This window comes from Gordonia sp. CNJ-863, assembly GCF_001942325.1.
In the GTDB taxonomy this organism is placed as follows: Bacteria; Actinomycetota; Actinomycetes; order Mycobacteriales; family Mycobacteriaceae; genus Gordonia; species Gordonia alkanivorans.
In genome coordinates, this window is the sequence record NZ_MKKG01000001.1 from 26,475 (window position 1) to 43,869 (window position 17,395).

Annotated in this window: 16 protein-coding genes; 9 read left to right on the plus strand and 7 right to left on the minus strand. The window is 67.8% G+C overall.

What is annotated here, in order from left to right:
* The first annotated feature begins 7 nt into the window (after positions 1-7).
* The gene (locus tag BJF87_RS25595) at positions 8-640 is read left to right on the plus strand and encodes a type IV toxin-antitoxin system AbiEi family antitoxin domain-containing protein (RefSeq protein ID WP_139319379.1); all 633 of its coding nucleotides are present in this window, start codon (positions 8-10) and stop codon (positions 638-640) included.
* A 124-nt stretch (positions 641-764) separates the two neighbouring features.
* Here the strand turns inward: BJF87_RS25595 and BJF87_RS00155 are convergent, their stop codons facing one another.
* The 3 genes from BJF87_RS00155 to BJF87_RS00170 all read right to left on the minus strand — a co-directional run bounded on the left by BJF87_RS00155 (position 765) and on the right by BJF87_RS00170 (position 5,077).
* Positions 765-1,667: a DUF2637 domain-containing protein gene (locus tag BJF87_RS00155; protein WP_075862408.1), complete on the minus strand. Its 903-nt coding sequence runs from the start codon at positions 1,665-1,667 to the stop codon at positions 765-767.
* 425 nt (positions 1,668-2,092) lie between these two features.
* Entirely contained in the window at positions 2,093-2,878 is a 786-nt protein-coding gene (locus BJF87_RS00165; protein ID WP_065630570.1) for a ParA family protein, read from the minus strand.
* A 438-nt stretch (positions 2,879-3,316) separates the two neighbouring features.
* Positions 3,317-5,077 carry a hypothetical protein gene (locus BJF87_RS00170; RefSeq protein ID WP_262338799.1) on the minus strand — a complete coding sequence of 587 codons (1,761 nt, stop codon included), beginning with the start codon at positions 5,075-5,077 and terminating at the stop codon, positions 3,317-3,319.
* Positions 5,078-5,274: 197 nt separating this feature from the next.
* Here BJF87_RS00170 and BJF87_RS00175 point away from each other — a divergent pair, with 197 nt between their 5' ends.
* Positions 5,275-8,286 carry a Tn3 family transposase gene (locus BJF87_RS00175; RefSeq protein ID WP_005203168.1) on the plus strand — a complete coding sequence of 1,004 codons (3,012 nt, stop codon included), beginning with the start codon at positions 5,275-5,277 and terminating at the stop codon, positions 8,284-8,286.
* A 35-nt stretch (positions 8,287-8,321) separates the two neighbouring features.
* On the opposite strand, the gene merB is transcribed toward BJF87_RS00175, so the two are convergent.
* Positions 8,322-9,443, minus strand: a complete 1,122-nt coding sequence (gene merB / locus BJF87_RS26465; RefSeq protein ID WP_017681707.1) for an organomercurial lyase MerB — start codon at positions 9,441-9,443, stop codon at positions 8,322-8,324.
* A 34-nt stretch (positions 9,444-9,477) separates the two neighbouring features.
* Positions 9,478-10,914 carry a mercury(II) reductase gene (gene merA, locus BJF87_RS00190; RefSeq protein WP_005195274.1) on the minus strand — a complete coding sequence of 479 codons (1,437 nt, stop codon included), beginning with the start codon at positions 10,912-10,914 and terminating at the stop codon, positions 9,478-9,480.
* Between the two features lie 122 nt (positions 10,915-11,036).
* On the opposite strand from merA, the gene BJF87_RS00195 reads away from it, so the two are divergent.
* The 7 genes from BJF87_RS00195 to BJF87_RS00220 all read left to right on the plus strand — a co-directional run bounded on the left by BJF87_RS00195 (position 11,037) and on the right by BJF87_RS00220 (position 15,814).
* Complete coding sequence (locus BJF87_RS00195; RefSeq protein ID WP_004018626.1) at positions 11,037-11,423, plus strand: helix-turn-helix transcriptional regulator; 387 nt, start codon at positions 11,037-11,039, stop codon at positions 11,421-11,423.
* Positions 11,420-11,743, plus strand: coding sequence for a hypothetical protein (locus BJF87_RS00200; RefSeq protein ID WP_005180211.1), 324 nt, complete (start codon positions 11,420-11,422; stop codon positions 11,741-11,743). Before BJF87_RS00195 ends, BJF87_RS00200 begins: the two co-directional genes overlap by 4 nt.
* 87 nt (positions 11,744-11,830) lie before the next feature.
* The gene (locus BJF87_RS00205) at positions 11,831-12,346 is read left to right on the plus strand and encodes a hypothetical protein (protein WP_005180213.1); all 516 of its coding nucleotides are present in this window, start codon (positions 11,831-11,833) and stop codon (positions 12,344-12,346) included.
* Entirely contained in the window at positions 12,346-12,708 is a 363-nt protein-coding gene (locus BJF87_RS26470; RefSeq protein WP_235194086.1) for a hypothetical protein, read from the plus strand. The genes BJF87_RS00205 and BJF87_RS26470 overlap by 1 nt, the downstream gene beginning before the upstream one ends.
* Complete coding sequence (locus tag BJF87_RS26475; RefSeq protein ID WP_235194085.1) at positions 12,705-13,250, plus strand: cytochrome C biosynthesis protein; 546 nt, start codon at positions 12,705-12,707, stop codon at positions 13,248-13,250. Before BJF87_RS26470 ends, BJF87_RS26475 begins: the two co-directional genes overlap by 4 nt.
* Before the next feature lie 66 nt (positions 13,251-13,316).
* A complete protein-coding gene (locus BJF87_RS00215; protein ID WP_075862409.1) occupies positions 13,317-14,696 on the plus strand; it encodes an NAD(P)/FAD-dependent oxidoreductase in 1,380 nt (459 codons plus the stop codon).
* Between the two features lie 167 nt (positions 14,697-14,863).
* Positions 14,864-15,814 (plus strand): site-specific integrase, encoded by a 951-nt coding sequence (locus BJF87_RS00220; protein WP_005195278.1) that lies wholly within the window; start codon positions 14,864-14,866, stop codon positions 15,812-15,814.
* A gap of 187 nt (positions 15,815-16,001) precedes the next feature.
* Here BJF87_RS00220 and BJF87_RS00225 read toward each other — a convergent pair whose 3' ends face one another.
* Together BJF87_RS00225 and BJF87_RS00230 are read right to left on the minus strand one after the other, a co-directional pair.
* Positions 16,002-16,811, minus strand: a complete 810-nt coding sequence (locus tag BJF87_RS00225) for a hypothetical protein (RefSeq protein WP_139319380.1) — start codon at positions 16,809-16,811, stop codon at positions 16,002-16,004.
* 118 nt (positions 16,812-16,929) lie between these two features.
* Complete coding sequence (locus BJF87_RS00230) at positions 16,930-17,133, minus strand: hypothetical protein (protein ID WP_075862493.1); 204 nt, start codon at positions 17,131-17,133, stop codon at positions 16,930-16,932.
* Positions 17,134-17,395: the final 262 nt, after the last annotated feature.

Below are 17,395 nucleotides of genomic sequence, written 5' to 3' on the forward strand. Positions count from 1 at the left end.
GAACACTGTGACCCCTACCTCTCCGCCCCGCCTGAGCCCACAGTTGGCGCGGCAGGCGCTCGTCATCGACGACGTGCTGGCACAGCAGTGGGGGTTCATCACCACCGGCCAGTGCCTACGACTGGGCCTGACGCGCACCCATATCACGCGGTTGCGCCAGCCCGGCTACCTCGATGGGGTTGCTCACGGAGTGATGCGCCGACCTCGCAGAGTCAGGTCCGGTGTCCTTTATGGCGCTCGGCTTGCGTGGGTGGCCGCCGGTGGCGACTTGTTCCCGGCCGAGCGATTGGCAGCCGAGTGGCCTGACTACGTCGTCACCGCGACCACCGCACTCGCACTCCACGGCCTGGCCGAGGCTGTCTCGCTGCCGCAACTGGCGGTCATCAACACCAGAGGCGCGCGCGAACGATGGAGCACCGCTGAAGTACTCGGTCTCGAGCGACCGCTGAGCTGGGGCACCGACGTCCTCAGGCGTAGAGGGCTCCCGGTCGCTACCCCAGCGTCGGCGATCAACGCGCTCAGCACAGTTGGCCGAGACCTGGTCGACGACTTCGCCACCTATCTGGACGGGGTCGCGGCAGCCGCGGATGATCGCCGTGATCGTGAGTCCATCCTGGCGGCCATCGCCTCAGCCATCTGACACTCGGAAATACAGATCCGCGACGCACCCACCCGCTCACACTCGTCGGCGCCAAACTGGCAGTACGGCAGGCCAGATGCGCTCACGTGCGTGCCTCTCCCCCGACTCCCGAGTGTGCGCACGCTCATGAGACGTCTACGGGCGTTGACTGAATGCCTGGGTGCGCACGCTCGCTGTGCGAGGCGACTTCTGGGCGGCACTCAGCCGCGAGTTCCATCCATCGTCCGATGGTGGTTCTGTGCACGCCTGTGAGCACGGCGGCGTCTTCGCGGGATATGCGGAGGCGCTCGGCGACGAGCACGCGAGCGACGGCGCGTTCATCGTTTCTCAGCCGACCCTTGCTGCATACAAGACGAGCCAGTTGCAGGTCGTCTTCGGAGATCTGTTCGTCGACCTCCTGAAGGCCCACGAGCTGCGCGCCAGCAGCAGGCTGCGTATTGACGGGCAGCTGTGGGGCGGTGACCTGCGAGTGTGCATAGGACGCACTCGTATCGAGCTCATCCTGTGCATGCACCGTCATGTCCGTGCCACCCTGCGCGGCAGGCTTATCGTTGTCCCTGGTCTGTTCAAACTCTGGCCCACCACCAGTCCAGACGTGCATAACGAGTCCGTGAATAGAGGCGAGCAGAGCTAGAGGTGCGACGATCGCGATAGCCACGGCCATGAGTCCGCGCATGACGCCCTGGTCGGTAGCGAGGAACGCATGGCCGGCGTTACCTGCGACGCTCACTGTCGAGAAGATTGCGAGCATCGCGAAGTGGTAGTGCCTACCGGCGTCGTCACGACGTCGCGTCGCGACGTAGACACACCAGGTGGCCTGCAAAATGAAGACGTCGACGACGACAGGCAGCAGAGGCGTCAAGGGCTTAGGGATGGCGCCGGACATACGTGCGAGGTCGGTCAATGCGCTGAAACTCAACGTGAATGAAGCACCGACAACAATCAGGCTGAGAACAACCGCGATCGCGACACTCGCGGCGCTCGTCGCGCCATTGTCGGCGTTGCGGGCGTGGGTAGGGTCGGACATAGATCAACAGCTCCATTTCTGTTGGTCGCCGGTCCTGGTGGTGCTCCAATCACCACCAGGACCTTCAAGAATTAGCAGTGCTAGCATCCCTAGCTAGGTCAGCTAGCAGCCGTGTTTCCGCAGGTATTCGTCCAAGGCTGCGTCTGTGATCGATTGCAACGAAACGTCTTTGTTGCCTGTCTCGTACCGCAATTTGCCCACTGCGCGGACTGCACGCGCCTTGACACTCGGGCGGATGCGCACGTTGTGCTGTTCCGTCATCTTTTCGACCTCTCCCCCGGTCTGCCGCACGTCCGGAGCGGCCGCGAGGGGCGCTTCCGCAGGTTGGGTAGGCGCCTCCGCCGCGGCGGCCGGCCGGGCTGGTCTTTCGGGTAGGTCGTCAGCTGGATGGTGCCGGCGAATTGCTGGGGCTCGATTGACACCACTCATGATGCCGTCTCCTTTGCACTGAGATCGAGTTCGTCGATGAGGTCGGAGTACGCCAGTTGCAGGGCAAGCGATTTGCCCCCGCGGTACTTGTGTATCGGCGTGTGGGCGCTGTGCGCATCTTGGCGCGCAGCGAGCTCGGGAACCGTGGTCGAGGCGACCAGGTCGCCGTAGGCTGCCCGCAGTTCCTGCTCTCGGAAGGTGTGCTCGCCAGTGTTTCGCTTGCGACTGATGACGACCTTGTCGAACGACAGCTGCGGGTTCGGTCGACGGGTGACACTTCGGATCGTGTCTTCGAGATTGCTGACCCCTCCTACGCTGTCGATCGTGGGCTCGGTGACGGCAACAACACCGTCGGCGGCGCAGAGCACGGCGAAAAGGAGCTTGCCCAACGAAGGCGGGCAATCGAACAGGACCACCGCGTACGGGGACAAGTCCACGCCCTCGAATGCGACGTCCAGGCGGAAGATCAGGTCGTTCGCTCCATCGGCCTCGATGTTCGCCAACGACACACTCGCCGGGATGAGATCAACCAGATCCCACGGAGTCGCCACCACAGCATCACCCGCGGTGCCCTCTTTGGTTTGAGCCATGAGGTCGTAGGAGGTAACCGCGTCGTCCGTGACCTCGACACCGAGGCCGGTGGTGGCGTTCCCCTGAGGGTCCATGTCGACCACCAGCACGTTCTGCCCTCTATTACTGAGAGCGGACGCCAGACCAAGGACAGTTGCGGTCTTTCCGACGCCCCCCTTCTGATTCGCTATCGCGATTCTGCGCGGTTGCATTTCAACTCCCTCCTCAACTGGTGGCTACTACTGCTAGCAACCTAGCTAGGCTAGTGTAGCTACGTTAGCGACTGAAGTTAGTGCAACATGCACAGCGACTATAGCTTTGGTAGCTAGAACAGCGGTGCGTGTTATGACAGCGGACGTTGCTAGTGACCCTTCGCTAGTTAGGAACGCTAGGGCAGCTGTTACCTGCGAAGTGCCTGGCAGCGCCCCTGGACAACATGATGCTCGGAGCTGGCCCCGCTCCTGTTCGGCCCACCACACGCCCACCACACCTATTGCCGGGGCCCGGCGGCCGGACTCCTGCGAGGGCTGCCGGTCTCGCTAACCTACTTGCCATAGCATTGCTAGCTATAGTAGCTGCACTAGCACGGATAGCGATGCGAGTTCCGTTTGGCGTGGAGGTCGCTCGTGGTGCCACCCATCGGACGAGCTCTAAGGATGATCCTCTAGCTGACGGCGTCCGGGAGCCCGGTCGAAAGGACCGTCATGCGCGGTGAGCATTGGAAAAAGACTGCCTTGCTCGCGTCCCACCACGTCGGCGTGGGTGAGTCTGCTTCGGAGAACCTTCAGACCGGCGCGCATGCGGGCACGCTCACCAGGTCCTTCCGCGTGGTAAGCCTTGCGTTCGCCCACGATCCGCGCACGGAGTTGTTTCGCCCGCTCGAACGCCCCGCTCGAGGTGGCCGCAGCGTCGACAGCCTCTGAGCCGGCCTGGTCAGGGGCGACAGTCCAGCGCGTTCCTTTGCCCGTGCCAGTCCGTGTGACCAGCCCCAACGAACCAAGGGTGTGTAGGAGACCGAGCACTCCCCATCCGGTACCGCCGGTGGGGAGGGGGGACTTTGCTGTCACCTCAGTTGTGGGGATCGCTTGGCCCTCGTGGGACAGCACTGCCCATAGGCCGTGGGCGTGGTGCCCCAGTTGCCCCCAGAGTGGGTGCAGCCGCAGGGGGTCTGTGACGTCATGGTCACCATTTCCACGGTAAAACTCATCTGGCACCCGCAGCGAGTACAGCGCGGCTTCGTTGACTGGTCCGTCCCGCCAGTCTCGGGTCCGAACGAGCAGGCCGCGCTCCTGGAGGCGTTGGAGGTGGACGAATGCACGGCTGTCGCAGACCGACATCCAGGTCGCGAGGCAGCGTTTGGCGATCGGGCGATCTACGAGGCCGTGGCCGTCGGTGTAGCGGTGTGTGATGACTGCGACGGCAGCCGCGACCAGGTCTGGATCGTCCCAGGTGGCGACCTCGGCCAGGGCGTCGTCGACGAGTTCTTGGTCAGCGGGGTCCAGCGGTGGGCGGTGGGTACTGGCACGCTCAGCGATGCTCCGCCAGTGCGCGGCACACGCTGAACGGCCGCGCCGGCGGTTACCATCGCGGTCACGGAACTTCGCAAACGCTGGGCAGTGCGCGTAGAACCATCTCACTGCGGCGAACGACCGCAGGCCCACGTCCCAGAGCACCCATGCCGCGGCCGTCGCCGCGGCCGAGCGGTCCTCACCTCCGGTGTCGTTGAGGATGCGCCACTGCTGCGCCGAGATAGACGTGCGTCGCCGCCAGGCTCGAGGTGCCTGCCATTGCAGCTGATCCGCATCGTCGGTGTCAGGGGCCAGCTCGTGCATCTGTGCAGCCGAGGACAGCGCGACCATCGGGCCCGGGGCAGGGGAGTGGGGGGTGAGGTCGTCGGTGATTGCGGCGCGGACTCGATCGCCGGCATGGGCGACGACATCGCCGATACGTACTCGCTTAACCTGACCGTCGCGGCGATGGACCTCTACCTCGAGGCCGGAGCGATACACCTCGGCGTCGAGCTGCACGCACCACCCGTCGTCGTGGCGGGCGAAGGTGGCCTGCACGGGTCCTGGTTCGTCGCTGCCGAGGGCAGTGCGCAGCCTCTCGGCGGTCTGGACGGCGGTGATGGGTGTGAGGTCGTCGTTGACCGGTGTGCAGTGATGGCCGCCGGGTTTCAGCGAGGCGCTGCCCGGCAGACGTAGCAGATGTCCTGGGCTCAGCACGTCGATGCGGCGAGCCGACAGGTTGAGGTGGCGGCGCAGTTCAGCGAGGAACTCGCGGATGCCGCGGTCAGAGGAAACTGAGGCGCATGTGAGCACCACGTGCAGCGAGTCCGGGCTGCCGGAGAGGGCGAGGTAGGCGGTGGTGGCGGAGTAGTGGCCGAGCACGTCGCGGAGGCGTGGCCACACTTGCGCAGCGCAGCGGTCGAGGTCGATGACCAGCAGATCGCTGCGGATCGGGGTCCCGGTAGTAATGGCGCAAAAAACAACGAAGTTCGCGTAGTGCCTGGTCAGCGGCGATTTCTCGGTTCGGGCTGCGGGCCGGGGTGGTTGGTGCTTGGCTTGTCTGCCGATGAGGTTGGTCGGCGTGTTGGAGGCTGGGGTTCGTGGCGACGCGGGTATTCGCGGACGAGGAGTTGCAGCGCCTGCGGGAGTTCCCGGAGATCAGTCGTGAGGAGTTGTTCCGGTACTTCACGCTGACCCCGGCGGATCTGGCGTTTGTTGCTCCGCAGGGCAGGGGCCCTGCGGTCCGTCTGGGCCTGGCGGTGGCGTTGTGCACCTTGCCGTGGCTGGGGTTCGTGCCGGACAAGGTGCCGTCGGCGCCGCCGGTGGCGGTGGCCCGGCTGGCGGATCAGCTGAATATCGATGCAGCGCAGCTTCGTTCGTATGGCAAGCGGGCGCAGACGCGGACCGAGCATGTGCGGCTGGTGGCCCAGTATCTGGGGTGGCGGCCTGCCGGGGCGATGGAGTTGAAGGAGCTGGATGAGTTTCTGCTGGCGCGGGCGATGGAGCACGATTCGCCGACGCTGTTGTTCCGGCTGGCGTGTGAGTACCTGATCTCGGCGCGGGTGATCCGGCCGGGCCCGGAAACGGTGGTCCGCCGGGTCGCGCACGCTCGCACGCGGGCGCAGCGGGAGACCTACGACCGGTTGGCGCGCGAGTTCACGCCGCAGCGGTGTAAGGAACTGGATGCGTTGCTGGTCGTCGACCCGTCGATCGAGATGTCGCGGTTGCGGTGGTTGTCGACCGGCCCGGTGGAGGCGTCGGCGACCGCGGTGAAGGCCGAGGTCGAGAAGCTGGTGTTCCTGCGCAACCTGGGCGCGGATGAGCTGGACATGTCGGTGCTGCCGGCGGAGCGGCGGCGGTTCCTGGCGACGGTGGGCCGCCGCTTGACGGGCCAAGCCCTCGAACGCCGGGATCCGCAACGCCGCTACCCGATTCTGCTCACCGTGTTGGCGCAGTCGGCCACCGATGTGCTCGACGAGGTGGTGCAGCTGTTCGATCAGGCGATCTCGGCCAGGTTGAGCAAGGCCGAACGCCGGATGCGCGACGAGCTGGCCGAGCGCGGTAAGGCCGGAGAGGATCGGCAGGGGTTGCTCGACGACCTGCTGGCGATCGTCTGTGACCTGCAGATCCCCGACGAGGAGATCGGCGGCCTGATCCGGGGCGATCGGATCGGATGGGAGCGGTTGCGGGCCGCGGTCGCGCAGGCCAAGCCTCGGCTGCCGCGCGATCACGGGCACCTGGCCGCTCTGGACAGCTCGTACTCCTACCTGCGGCAGTTCACCCCGCAGGTGCTGTCGACAGTCCGGTTCGCCGGCGGCACCGCCGCGACCGAGCTGCTGATCGGGGTGCACATGCTGCGGGAGCTGAACGCGACCGGTACCCGCAAGGTGCCCGACGACGCGCCGACCGGGTTCGTGCCGACGAAGTGGCGCGGCTACCTCGACGAGGCCCGCAAAGCCGGTAACACCACCGCCTATCGGCACTACTGGGAGCTGTGCGTGCTGCTGGGGCTGCGTGACGGGTTGCGCAGCGGGGATGTGTTCGTGCCGGGGTCGCGCCGCTACGCCGACCCGGCCGCGTACCTGCTGACCCCGCAGGCGTGGGAGCCGCAGCGTGACGAGTTCTGCCGCCTGGTCGGCAAGTCCGCTGATCCCGCTCGCGCGCTGGCGACCGCCACCGACGAGCTCGACGCCGCTATGGGCGAGTTGGAGAAGGTGCTCGCCGGCGGCGACGGGCCGGTCCGTCTCGATGAGGCCGGTGACCTGGTGATCTCACCGCTGTCGGCGGAGGATGTGCCCGCGGAGGCGACGGCGCTCAAGGCCGAGCTGACGGAGATGCTGCCGTTCGCGCCGATCGTGTCGCTGCTGATCGAGCTGGACAAACGCACCGGCTACCTGGACTGCTTCACCCACGCCGGCGGCAAACAGGCCCGCAGCCCGGAGCTGAAACGCAACCTCATCGCCGTCCTGCTGGCCTACTCCACCAACCTCGGGCTGACCCGAATGGCCGAGGCGTCGGGCCTCTCCTACGACATCCTGGCCTGGACCAGCGAATGGTATGTGCGGGAGGAGACGCTGCGGGCGGCGAACCTGACGATCATCGACTACCACCAAAGGCTGCCGCTGACCCCGGTCTTCGGCGCCGGCACCCTGTCGTCGAGTGATGGGCAACGGTTCCCGACCCGCGGCAAATCGGTCACCGCCAGAGCGTTGAGCCGCTATTTCGCGAACGAAGGACTGAGCACGTATACCCATGTCACCGATCAGCACGCCACCTACGGCACCAAGGTCATCGTCGCGACGAGACGCGAAGCTCACTACGTGCTGGACGAAATCCTCGGCAATGCAACGGATCTGCCGATCACCGAGCATGCGACCGACACGCACGGCGTCACCCTCGTGAACTTCGGGCTGTTCGACCTGCTCGGATTGCAGCTCTCGCCCCGCATCCGGGACCTGGGCCGGATCACCCTGTATCGGGCGGCGCCTCGGGCCCAGGTGGAGTCCGCGTTCCCGCACGCCGGGCCGCTGCTGACCCGCAAGCTGAATCTGGATCTCATCGCCGAGCACTACGACGACCTGCTCCGGCTGAGCGGGTCGCTGAAGTTCGGGCACGCCACCGCGTCGCTGCTGGTCGGCAAGCTCTCCGCGTCGGGCCGGCAGAACGCCCTCGCGGCGGCGCTCAAGGAATACGGGGCGCTGCGGCGCACGATCTACGCCGCCCGGTACCTGTCCGACCCGGGCTATCGGCGCAAGATCTCCCGACAGCTCAACAAGGGCGAATCCCTGCACGCGCTCCGCCGCGACCTGCTCTACGCGCACGAAGGCGCCGTGCGCGCGAGGCACCTGGAGGGACAGACCGAACAGGCATGGTGCCTCACGTTGGCGACCAACGCCGTCATCGCCTGGACCACAGAGTATTACGGGCTGGCGACCGAACAGATGCGGCGGGCCGGGCGGCGCATCGACGACGAGGTGCTGACGCACATCTCCCCGGCCCACAGCGAGAACATCAACTTCTTCGGCGCCATCGAGGTCGACATCGACGCCGAACTCGCCCAGCTCGGCCCCACCGGGTACCGGCCGCTGCGCGTGCGGGACACCCTGTTCTGACCCGCAGCGCCGGCCCGGATCGGCGGCGGCGCGATCTAGCAGCAGGCGCTGGTTCCGGTGGTCGTGGTCGGGTCGGTGATCGCGTCGGCGAGGGGGCGGGCGAGCTGGTGGTAGGCGTCGGTGACCGGCAGCACCGTCATGCCTGGGAATTTCGCCTGCCAGTGGTGGGCGGCGTCGGAGGTGGCGAGGAACATCTGCGGGTTGCAGCAGGTGGCGCGGAGGTGACCGGGCTGGATCCGGTCGGGGTCGACGAAGGCCACCATCGCGGTGGCCGGTTCCAGGTCGCTGACCCCGGTGACGGGGTCGATGGTCAGGCGCACGGTGGTGCCCGTGATCGGGCAGTCGGATTCGATGCAGGCGGGTGCGCCGATGACGGCGGGGAAGATGAGGGTGTCGGGGGCACACCAGGTGTAGAGCTGGTGGCCACCGACGCTGAACCGGTGCGGGGTCGGGTTGAGGGTCAGGCCCCAGCCGACGATCCGGCCGGCCTCGTCGTATTCGACGTCGGCGCCGATCGGCGTCTGCGCGGGGTCGAGGTCGGGCACTCCCGCGGCGGCGGCGAGTTCGGTGACGGTGACCGGGGTGCCGTGGGCGAGCAGCCGCAGCGCGGCGCGCATCAGCGCCCGGTCCCGGCCGGCGGGCAGGATCTTGGCGAAAACGTCGGCAGTGAGGTTGTCGGTACTCATGGGATCGGACTCCTCGAGGGCGATCGGACAGTGACGGTGCCGACGGTAGGGTCTGTCCCCGGGGTGAGGGTCAAGCCCGTAGCTCGCATCCGCACGGGTCACCGGCCCAGCACAGGTCGTCGGTGGCCAGATGCGCACGGTGTGCGGTTTCGAAGGCGTCGATGCGGTCGAGGATCTGCTCGGCATCGGGCGCAGCCGCTGCCGCGACCGCTGCAGCAGCTCGGCGAGATGGGCGCCGACCGAACGGCCGTGGTCGTCACGGTCGGTGGAGGTGAGCTGGCAGATCTCGGCGATGGTGAGCCCGAGGCCGCGCAGCTCGCCGATGAACCGCACGCACCACTCCGCGTCGTCGGTGTAGAGGCGGTAGCCGGCCGGGCTGCGGCCCAGGGTGTAGATCAGGCCGAGGTCGGTGTACTCGCGCAGCGCCTTCACCGGCACCCCGGTGCGGGCCGAGAGGTCCCCGATCGTCATGTGTCCGTTCATCACTGCCTCCCGTCCGACGGCGTCAGCCTGCGCAGCAGGACAGTTTGGTGACGTCGGTGGTGAAAGTCTGCGCGGTCAGTTTCAGCGCTTCGGCCATGGTCAGGTACGGCGCCCAGGTGTGGGCGAGCCGGTCGACGGTCAGACCCGCGGTCATCGCATAGGTGGCGGCGGTGATCAGGTCCCCGGCGCCGTCGCTGAGGGCGTGCACGCCCATGATCCGGCCGGTGCCGGCTTCGGCGACGATCTTGACCAGGCCGCGGGTGTCCCGGTTGACCAGCGCCCGCGGCACGCTCGACAACCCCAGCACCCGGCACTGGCAGGCCAGCCCGGCCGCGGCGGCTTGCGCGTCGGTCAGTCCGACCGAGGCGATCGCGGGGCTGGTGAACGTCACGCGCGGCACCGTGGTGTAGTCCAGGACGCGATCGGCACCGGCCAGGGCGTTGTCGGCGACCAGGGTGCCCTGCGCGGCGGCCACGTACACGAACTGCGGATCCCCGGCCACGTCCCCGGCCGCCCAGATGCGCGGATTGCTGCTGCGCTGGCGGTCGTCGACCACGACCGCGCCCCGCTCGTCGACGGCGACGCCGACCGCATCCAGGCCCAGCCCGGCGGTGTTGGGGCGGCGGCCGGTGGCCATCAGCACCTGCTCGGCCCGCAGCTCGGTGCTGGCGCCGCCGCCGGTGCGCACGGTCACCACCTTGTGCCCGTCGTCGGCGAGGACCTTCTCGACGGTGGCGGCGGTGAGCACGTCGATGCGCTCGTGGGCGAAGACGGCCTCGAGCGCGGCCGAGATTTCCGGTTCCTCACCCGAGGTCAGCCGGCTACGCGCGATCACCGTGACCTTGCTGCCCAGGCGGGCGAACAGCTGGGCCTGCTCGAGCCCCACATAGCCCGCACCCACCACGATCAGCGACTCCGGCAGCTGCTGGAGGTCCATGGCGGTGGTCGAGGTCAGATACCCGGCCTCAACGAGGCCGTCGATCGGCGGAGCCCAGGGCGCGGCACCGGTGGCGATCAGATACTGGTCGGCCTCGATCACCCGTACACCGCCCTCGGCGCGCGCGACCCGCAGCACGGGTGCCTCGGCGCTGCCGTCGAACACCGCGGTGCCGGAGACGATCTCCCACCCGTAGTCGGCGGCCAGGTCGACATACTTCTCCGCCTGCAGCTGCCCGACCAGCGCGTCCTTGCCCGCGATCAGGGCGGGGAAATCCAGCGGCACCTCGGCGGGGGTGAGCCCGGGGAACCGGCCCGCCGCCTCGGCGGCGTGGCGGGCCTCGGCGGCGGCCAGCAGCGCCTTCGAGGGCACACACCCGACGTTCACGCACGTGCCCCCGACCGTCCCGCGCTCCACCATCACCACCCGTTTGCCGAGGTTGACCGCGGCGATGGCGGCGGCGAACGCCGCCGAGCCGGAACCGATGATCGCCAGATCGGCGCGGGAATCTGTCAAGGTCACGAGGGTGCCTCCTGGTCGGGCAACCGCTGAACCGACAACGGCTGCTATTCGTGTTGACGAATATCTACCGGAACCATATTATGCGTTTATCCGAATAGTTCAAGTCTCGTGGAGGCGATCCCATGGCCCGGTCCACCACCGCCACTGTCACCGTGCCCGGTGCCGAGTCGGCGTGTACGCATCTGGATACGACGGCGAAGTTTTTTCGCGCCCTGTCGGATCCGACCCGGCTCAAGCTCCTCGAATTCATCCTCGCCGGGGAGCGCACCTCCGCCGACTGCGTCGAACACGCCGGCATCTCGCAGCCCCGGGTGTCGGTACACCTGTCCTGCCTGGCCGACTGCGGGTATGTCCTCGCGCGCCGCGACGGGAAGAAACTGCGGTACTCCGTGGGTGATCCGCGGGTAGCTGACCTGGTGATGCTGGCGCGGTCGCTGGCGGCCGACAACTCCGCCGCGCTGGGCTGCTGCCCGCGCATCCCCGCCGCGGACGGTAGTGGGCGGCGATGAACACACCCGACAACAAGGCGATGAACACACCCGACAACGACTCGGGCGGGTTCGGTGGTCTGCTCGCAGTGGCCGGTGGCGTGCTGGTGATGGTCGCCTGCTGCGCCGGTCCCGCCCTGATCGCCGGCGGCGTGCTCGCCGGTCTCGGCGGTGTCTTGACCAGCCCGTGGCTGCTTGCCGCAGGCGTGCTGGTCGTGGCCGCCGCCGTCGGCTACACCCTGCGGCGCCGCGCCCGTAAGGCCACGGGGTGTTGTCCGCCCCGACCCGGATCCCCTCGGTCGGCTCCGGCCGACCGCGACCGGACGGAAACCCCGGCATGACCGTCTCGAACTCTGACACCCCGATGAGCGGTCGCGAGACCGCGCTGACACTCCCTCGCCCCCCGCACGAAAGGCCACTGTCCTCGAATGGCCACTCTGCCACGCTTTCGCCGCCCCGCCCTCGCCGCCGCCGCGCTGGCGCTGTCCGCAGCCCTGGCCCTCACCGGGTGCACCTCGACCGACACGACGGCGCAGGATCCGGTGGCGCCGGTGCAGGTCGACACCGTCACCGGCACCTCCATCAGCGTGCCCGGTGACAAGCCGACCGCGTTGTTCTTCTTCTCCGTCGGCTGCGGCGAATGCGTGGGCGGCGCGAAATCGGTGGCGCAGGCGGCCGGACAACTCGGCGACAAGGCGTCGTTCGTGCTGGTCGACATGGATCCGGGTGAATCCGCGCAGACGGTGGCCGGGTTCCAGGACTTCACCGGCACCCAGGCGCTGCCCGCCGTGATCGACACCGGCGCCACCCTCACCACACGACTCTCGGTGGCGTCGCTCTCGACGCTGGTCGTGGTCGATCCGGCGGGCAAGGTCACCTACCGCGCCACCGACCCGTCCGCCGACCAGATCACCACCGCACTGCGCGACGCGGGAGCGGCGTGATGGGCGGACTGCTGGCGCTGGCGTTCACCGCCGGGATGCTCGCCCCGGTCAACCCGTGCGGATTCGCGCTGCTGCCCGCCTGGATCACCCACACCCTCGGCGACACCACCACCGACGCGTTCCCGGTCCGCATGGCGCGCGCCCTGCGCGCCGGGACCGCGCTCACCCTCGGATTCGCGGGCACCCTCGCCGCGGCGGGCCTGGCCGTCAGCGCCGGCGCCCGCGCGCTCATCGCCGCGGCCCCCGCCTCGGCCTGGCCGTCGGCGCGGCGCTGGCGGTGCTCGGGCTGGTCATGCTCACCGGCCGTGGCCTTGGCCTGCGCCTGCCCCGCCGCGCTCAGCGCCCGCCCCGCGCATCGATGACCACCACCGGTATGGTGGCCGCCGGTGCCGGCTATGCGGCCGCGTCGCTGTCGTGCACCTTCGGGGTGCTGCTCGCCGTGATCGCCCAAGCCCAGGCCACCGCCGGATGGGCAGCGCTGCTGGTGGTGTTCGCCGTCTACGCCGCCGGGGCCGCGACGGTCTTGCTGCTGGTCAGCCTCGCCACCGCCGCGGCGGGCACCGCTGCCACCCGCTACCTCGCGGTGCTCGCCCGCCACGGCACCCGCATCACCGCCGTCGTGCTCGTCGCTACCGGCGCCTACCTCGTCTGGTATTGGTGGCCCGCCGCTATCGGCAGTACCGGTGGTGCCGCGATGGGCTCCACCGCCTGGTCCGCCGCGGTGAGCATCTGGATTCAAAACCACACCGGCACGGTCATCATTCTCGCCGTGGCGGCCGTGGCCGCCACGCTTGCCGCCACCGTCGTTGCCCGCAACACCCGGGCCCGACACCGCGACGCCACCCCCGACAACGACTGCTGCGCCCCCGCACCCGCCACAATCGAGGAGAAACACGCGCGCTGACCGCGCCGACCGGTCGACTGCCGTACCCCTTCCAGAGCGATTCGATCGAGGAAAGGCACCGAGCACATGAGCGAACGCTACGACACCCTGGTACTCGGCGGCGGCATGGCCGGCCTGCCGCTCGCGCTGCGCGCGGCCCGGCACGGCCGCGTCGCGTTCGTGGAGAAAGAACTGCTCGGCGGGACCTGCCTCAACCGCGGCTGCATCCCCACCAAGACCATGATCGCCTCCGCCGCCGTGGCGCACCAGGCGCGCCGCGCCGCCGAATTCGGGGTCCGCCTACCCGGACCGGTCACCGTCGATTTGGCCGCCGTGGTCGACCGCAAGAACACCATCGTCGACTCCATCCGCGCGGGCTCCTACCGCACCGTCGAGAAATCAACGGACCTCGACTTCTACCACGCCACAGGACATTTCACCGCACCCCGCACACTCACCGTCGACGGCACCGACCTGACCACCGACCGGATCTTGCTGGTCACCGGCACCCGCAGCACCATCCCCGCCATCGACGGCCTCGACACCGTCCCCTACTTCACTTCCCGCACCCTGCTGGACCTCACCGACCTGCCCTCACATCTGCTCGTCGTCGGCGGAGGCTACGTCGGCTGCGAGTTCGCCCAAATGTTCCGGCGATTCGGCTCCGAGGTCACCCTCATCCAACGCGCCGACCGGCTGCTCCCCGGCGAGGACCCCGACATCTCCGCCGCCGTCAGAGAGGGCATGACCGCCGACGGCATCACCGTGCTCACCGGCACCACCTGCACCGCGGCCACCGGCACCACCGGGAACATCCGGCTCGGCTGCACCGGCAGCGAAGCCGACGACATCACCGGCAGCCACCTGCTGATCGCGACAGGACGCACCCCCAACAGCGACAATCTCGGCCTCGAGTACCTCGGTCTCGAACCCGACCCACAGGGCTTCCTCACCGTCGACGCCTCCCTGCGCACCGACGCCGAAAATGTTTGGGCGCTCGGCGATCTGCGCGGCGGGCCCATGTTCACCCACACCGCCCGCGACGACGCCGACATCGTCTACCGCACCATATTCCGAAGCCAGGACCGCACCACAACCGGGCGCATCGTGCCTCACGCGGTGTTCACCGACCCCGAAGTCGGCGCCGTCGGGCTCACCGAACCTGCCGCCCGCGCCGCCGGCTACGACGTCGTCGTCGGGCGCCAGGACTTCACCGGCGTCGTGAAAGCCCGCGCCATCGGCAACACCCGCGGCCTGGTCAAATTCGTCGCCGACGCCGCCACCGACCGTATCCTCGGCTGCCACATCGCCGGACCCGACGGCGGGAACCTCGTTCACGAGGCCGTCATCGCCATGACCACCGGCGCCACCTACACCCAACTCGCCCAAGCCATCCACATCCACCCCACCCTCGCCGAAGCGGTCAACACCGCCGCCGGCGGCGTCCACCGCGAAATCGGCGCATAGACACCCCATGAGCATCGCCCGGTACTCGGGTGAGGCCATTTTCCGACTGCCACGGATAACACCCTGTTATCTGTAGCATCATGACATCCGGCCTGCGCCGACTCCGCTCCGGCGGTGCGCGACGCGGACCTGTTATCTGCGGCAAGCCCAGTGAGGGAGGTACCACCGTGCCGTCCGGGATCACCGTCCGCGCCGCCGGCGACAGCTTCCTCGACTCGATCGGCTCCCCGAACACCCGCCGCGCCTACGGCATCGCCGTCGACAAGACCACCGCCACGCTCGGCGAGACCCGGCGGCTGGCCGACGTCGCCGACGATGAGATCGGTGAAACCCTCGAAACCCTGTGGGGCTCCTCAGCAGTCAACACCTGGAACGCCCGCCGCGCCGCGGTCGCGTCGTGGCTGGCGTGGTGCCGCGAGCACGGCCACACCGCCCCGGCGGTCCCGGCCTGGGTGAAACGCTCCACTCCACCGGACTCCACCACCCCGGTGCACTCGCGCACCGCGATCGACCGGCTCATCGCCCGCCGCGACATCGACCTCCGGGAGAAGACGCTGTGGCGGATGCTCTACGAAACCTGCGCCCGCACCGAGGAACTGCTCCAGGTCAACATCGAGGACCTCGATCTGGCCGGGCGGTGTTGCCCGGTGAAGTCCAAGGGCGCCAAGCCCCGCACCCGCCGCCGCGGTGCCACCTACCACGAGTACGCGCACGAGCTCGTGTACTGGGACGCGGGCACCGCCCGGCTCCTGCCACGCCTCACCAAGGGCCGCACCCGCGGACCGCTGTTCGTCACCCACCGCCGACCGGGCCCCGGAAAGGCCGCCGCCGACCGGGACATCTGCCCCGACACCGGGCTGGCCCGGCTGTCCTACGGCCAGGCCCGCGCCGTGCTGGATGCCGCCACCGCGACGAATGGGCCCGGCACCGGTTGGGATCTGCACGAACTTCGGCATTCCGGCCTGACGCATCTCGGCGAGGCCGGTGCCAGCCTGGTGGAGCTGATGGCCAAGTCCCGCCACCGCAAACCCGAGAACCTACGCCGCTACTTCAAACCCTCACCGGCAGCCATGCGCGGCATCACCAGCCTCATCGGCCCCGACCGCAGCCACCGATAGCGGCCACCAACAAGAGCGTCCGTCTACCCGCTGACCAGGCACTACGCGAACTTCGTTGTTTTTTGCGCCATTACTACCGTGACCCCAACAAGCCGAACTGATCCGTAGCCACCGCCCGCAACTTCGAAACCCGTGCCGCCATGCAGCAATAATAGCAACGGGGCCGGTGCGTCGACGGCCGTCGGCATTACGCCTCGAACACGCCATCCAGGTAGCTCAAATCGAGCTGGGATCGCATATCGACAAGGGTCCCGTCGTAGTCGAACGGTTGTGGGTGCGTCCACGTCTTGGTGTCCATTGACACCAGTGAGCCTCCGTGGGCGGTGTCGACGTAGGACACGTTGGGGCCGACGAGACTTCGATACATCTCCTGGACCGCGAAGTGGGTGGGAAACTTGAGCCCAGGGACCAGTGCTCGCCCGTTGCGGATCGCGGGGGGAATGCAGGCGAGGTTGCTCGACACCGCGCCGAGGTAGCTCTCGAAGCCGCTGTAGTGCAGCTCGCGGGCGATCATCGTGTTGACCCTGAACTCGGCGGAGATGATCACCACCGGTCCGGCGTGCAGCGCGCTGAACCACGACACCCCTCCGTCGGTCGAGCCGGGCTCGGTCTCGAAGCGCATGAAGTCGAACTGTGTGCCCGGGTAGGTATCTAGGGTCAGGATGAGGTGCGTTCCGAAGTCTCGAGGCTGCCCTGTTCTCGTGAACCTGATCTGGCGACGGTGCTCGACCGGTACGTCGAACCTCGGGCCTGTCTGCGTTGCGAGTGCGCCGACGATCGTCGCCCAGTGGGCCAGCCGGAAAAGGTCTTTCGGGGGCGGAGCGCCGTGTCCTCCCATGAGGGCTTTGATGATAGGACCAACAGCCCTCTCGATCGGTTCCATCCAGAGTCGATTGCAGGGGCCACACAGCTTTTTGACGTTCATTTCACGAACATCACCTGTGTAAATGAGGTCTTGTACGAGCCCCCCAGCGATGCTCGACGCCGCCAGAGTCACCTCCGTGGACTCATTCGGAAGCGCTGCGCGGATGTCCTTATGGAACAGGTGCGCGCGGGTGAGCTTGGCATCAGTTCCGCAGAAAAAGCACTCGGCCATCTCTCCCTACCGTCGTTTTCTACTCCGCCAACAAGTCCGAGACCGGAACGCCGAAGTGGTCGGCCAGTCTGTAGAGCGTGGAGAACTCGATGTCGTCACGTTGCGGATGATCCCAGCCGTTGAGAAGGTTGTTGTCGATCGCCTGCACGACTCCACGGACCTGGAGGTCGGTGAGACCTGAGAACAACTCCGGCCAGCGGGCGATCCACCGTAACTCAATCATCGCCACACCCACTACTCGCCGGCACCCTCGTCGAAGCCGAGGGCACGAATGTCCTGAGCCTCGGGAATGCGAGCCCGCGCAATAAGGAAGCATACGGCCGCTCCCGGACAAAGCACCACAGCGCCGTACACCAACGTCGTGCTGCGTCCGTTGTTGAGGGCCGCTGCGGTAGCACCGCATACGACTGTGATTGCGGCACAGGTCATCGCGACCCGTTCAACAACATGTCAGTGGGCATGATTGGAGCCGACGTTCGTTGGGT

Excerpts from the sequence above, each read along its gene's own strand:
- BJF87_RS00155 (WP_075862408.1), bottom strand. The coding sequence starts at position 1,667 with ATGTCCGACCCTACCCACGCCCGCAACGCCGACAATGGCGCGACGAGC.
- BJF87_RS00195 (WP_004018626.1), top strand. The coding sequence starts at position 11,037 with ATGGCCCGGTCCACCACCGCCACTGTCACCGTGCCCGGTGCCGAGTCG.
- BJF87_RS00165 (WP_065630570.1), bottom strand. The coding sequence starts at position 2,878 with ATGCAACCGCGCAGAATCGCGATAGCGAATCAGAAGGGGGGCGTCGGA.
- BJF87_RS26470 (WP_235194086.1), top strand. The coding sequence starts at position 12,346 with ATGGGCGGACTGCTGGCGCTGGCGTTCACCGCCGGGATGCTCGCCCCG.
- BJF87_RS26475 (WP_235194085.1), top strand. The coding sequence starts at position 12,705 with ATGACCACCACCGGTATGGTGGCCGCCGGTGCCGGCTATGCGGCCGCG.
- BJF87_RS00205 (WP_005180213.1), top strand. The coding sequence starts at position 11,831 with ATGGCCACTCTGCCACGCTTTCGCCGCCCCGCCCTCGCCGCCGCCGCG.
- BJF87_RS00230 (WP_075862493.1), bottom strand. The coding sequence starts at position 17,133 with ATGATTGAGTTACGGTGGATCGCCCGCTGGCCGGAGTTGTTCTCAGGT.
- merB (WP_017681707.1), bottom strand. The coding sequence starts at position 9,443 with ATGACGATCGGGGACCTCTCGGCCCGCACCGGGGTGCCGGTGAAGGCG.
- BJF87_RS00200 (WP_005180211.1), top strand. The coding sequence starts at position 11,420 with ATGAACACACCCGACAACAAGGCGATGAACACACCCGACAACGACTCG.
- BJF87_RS00215 (WP_075862409.1), top strand. The coding sequence starts at position 13,317 with ATGAGCGAACGCTACGACACCCTGGTACTCGGCGGCGGCATGGCCGGC.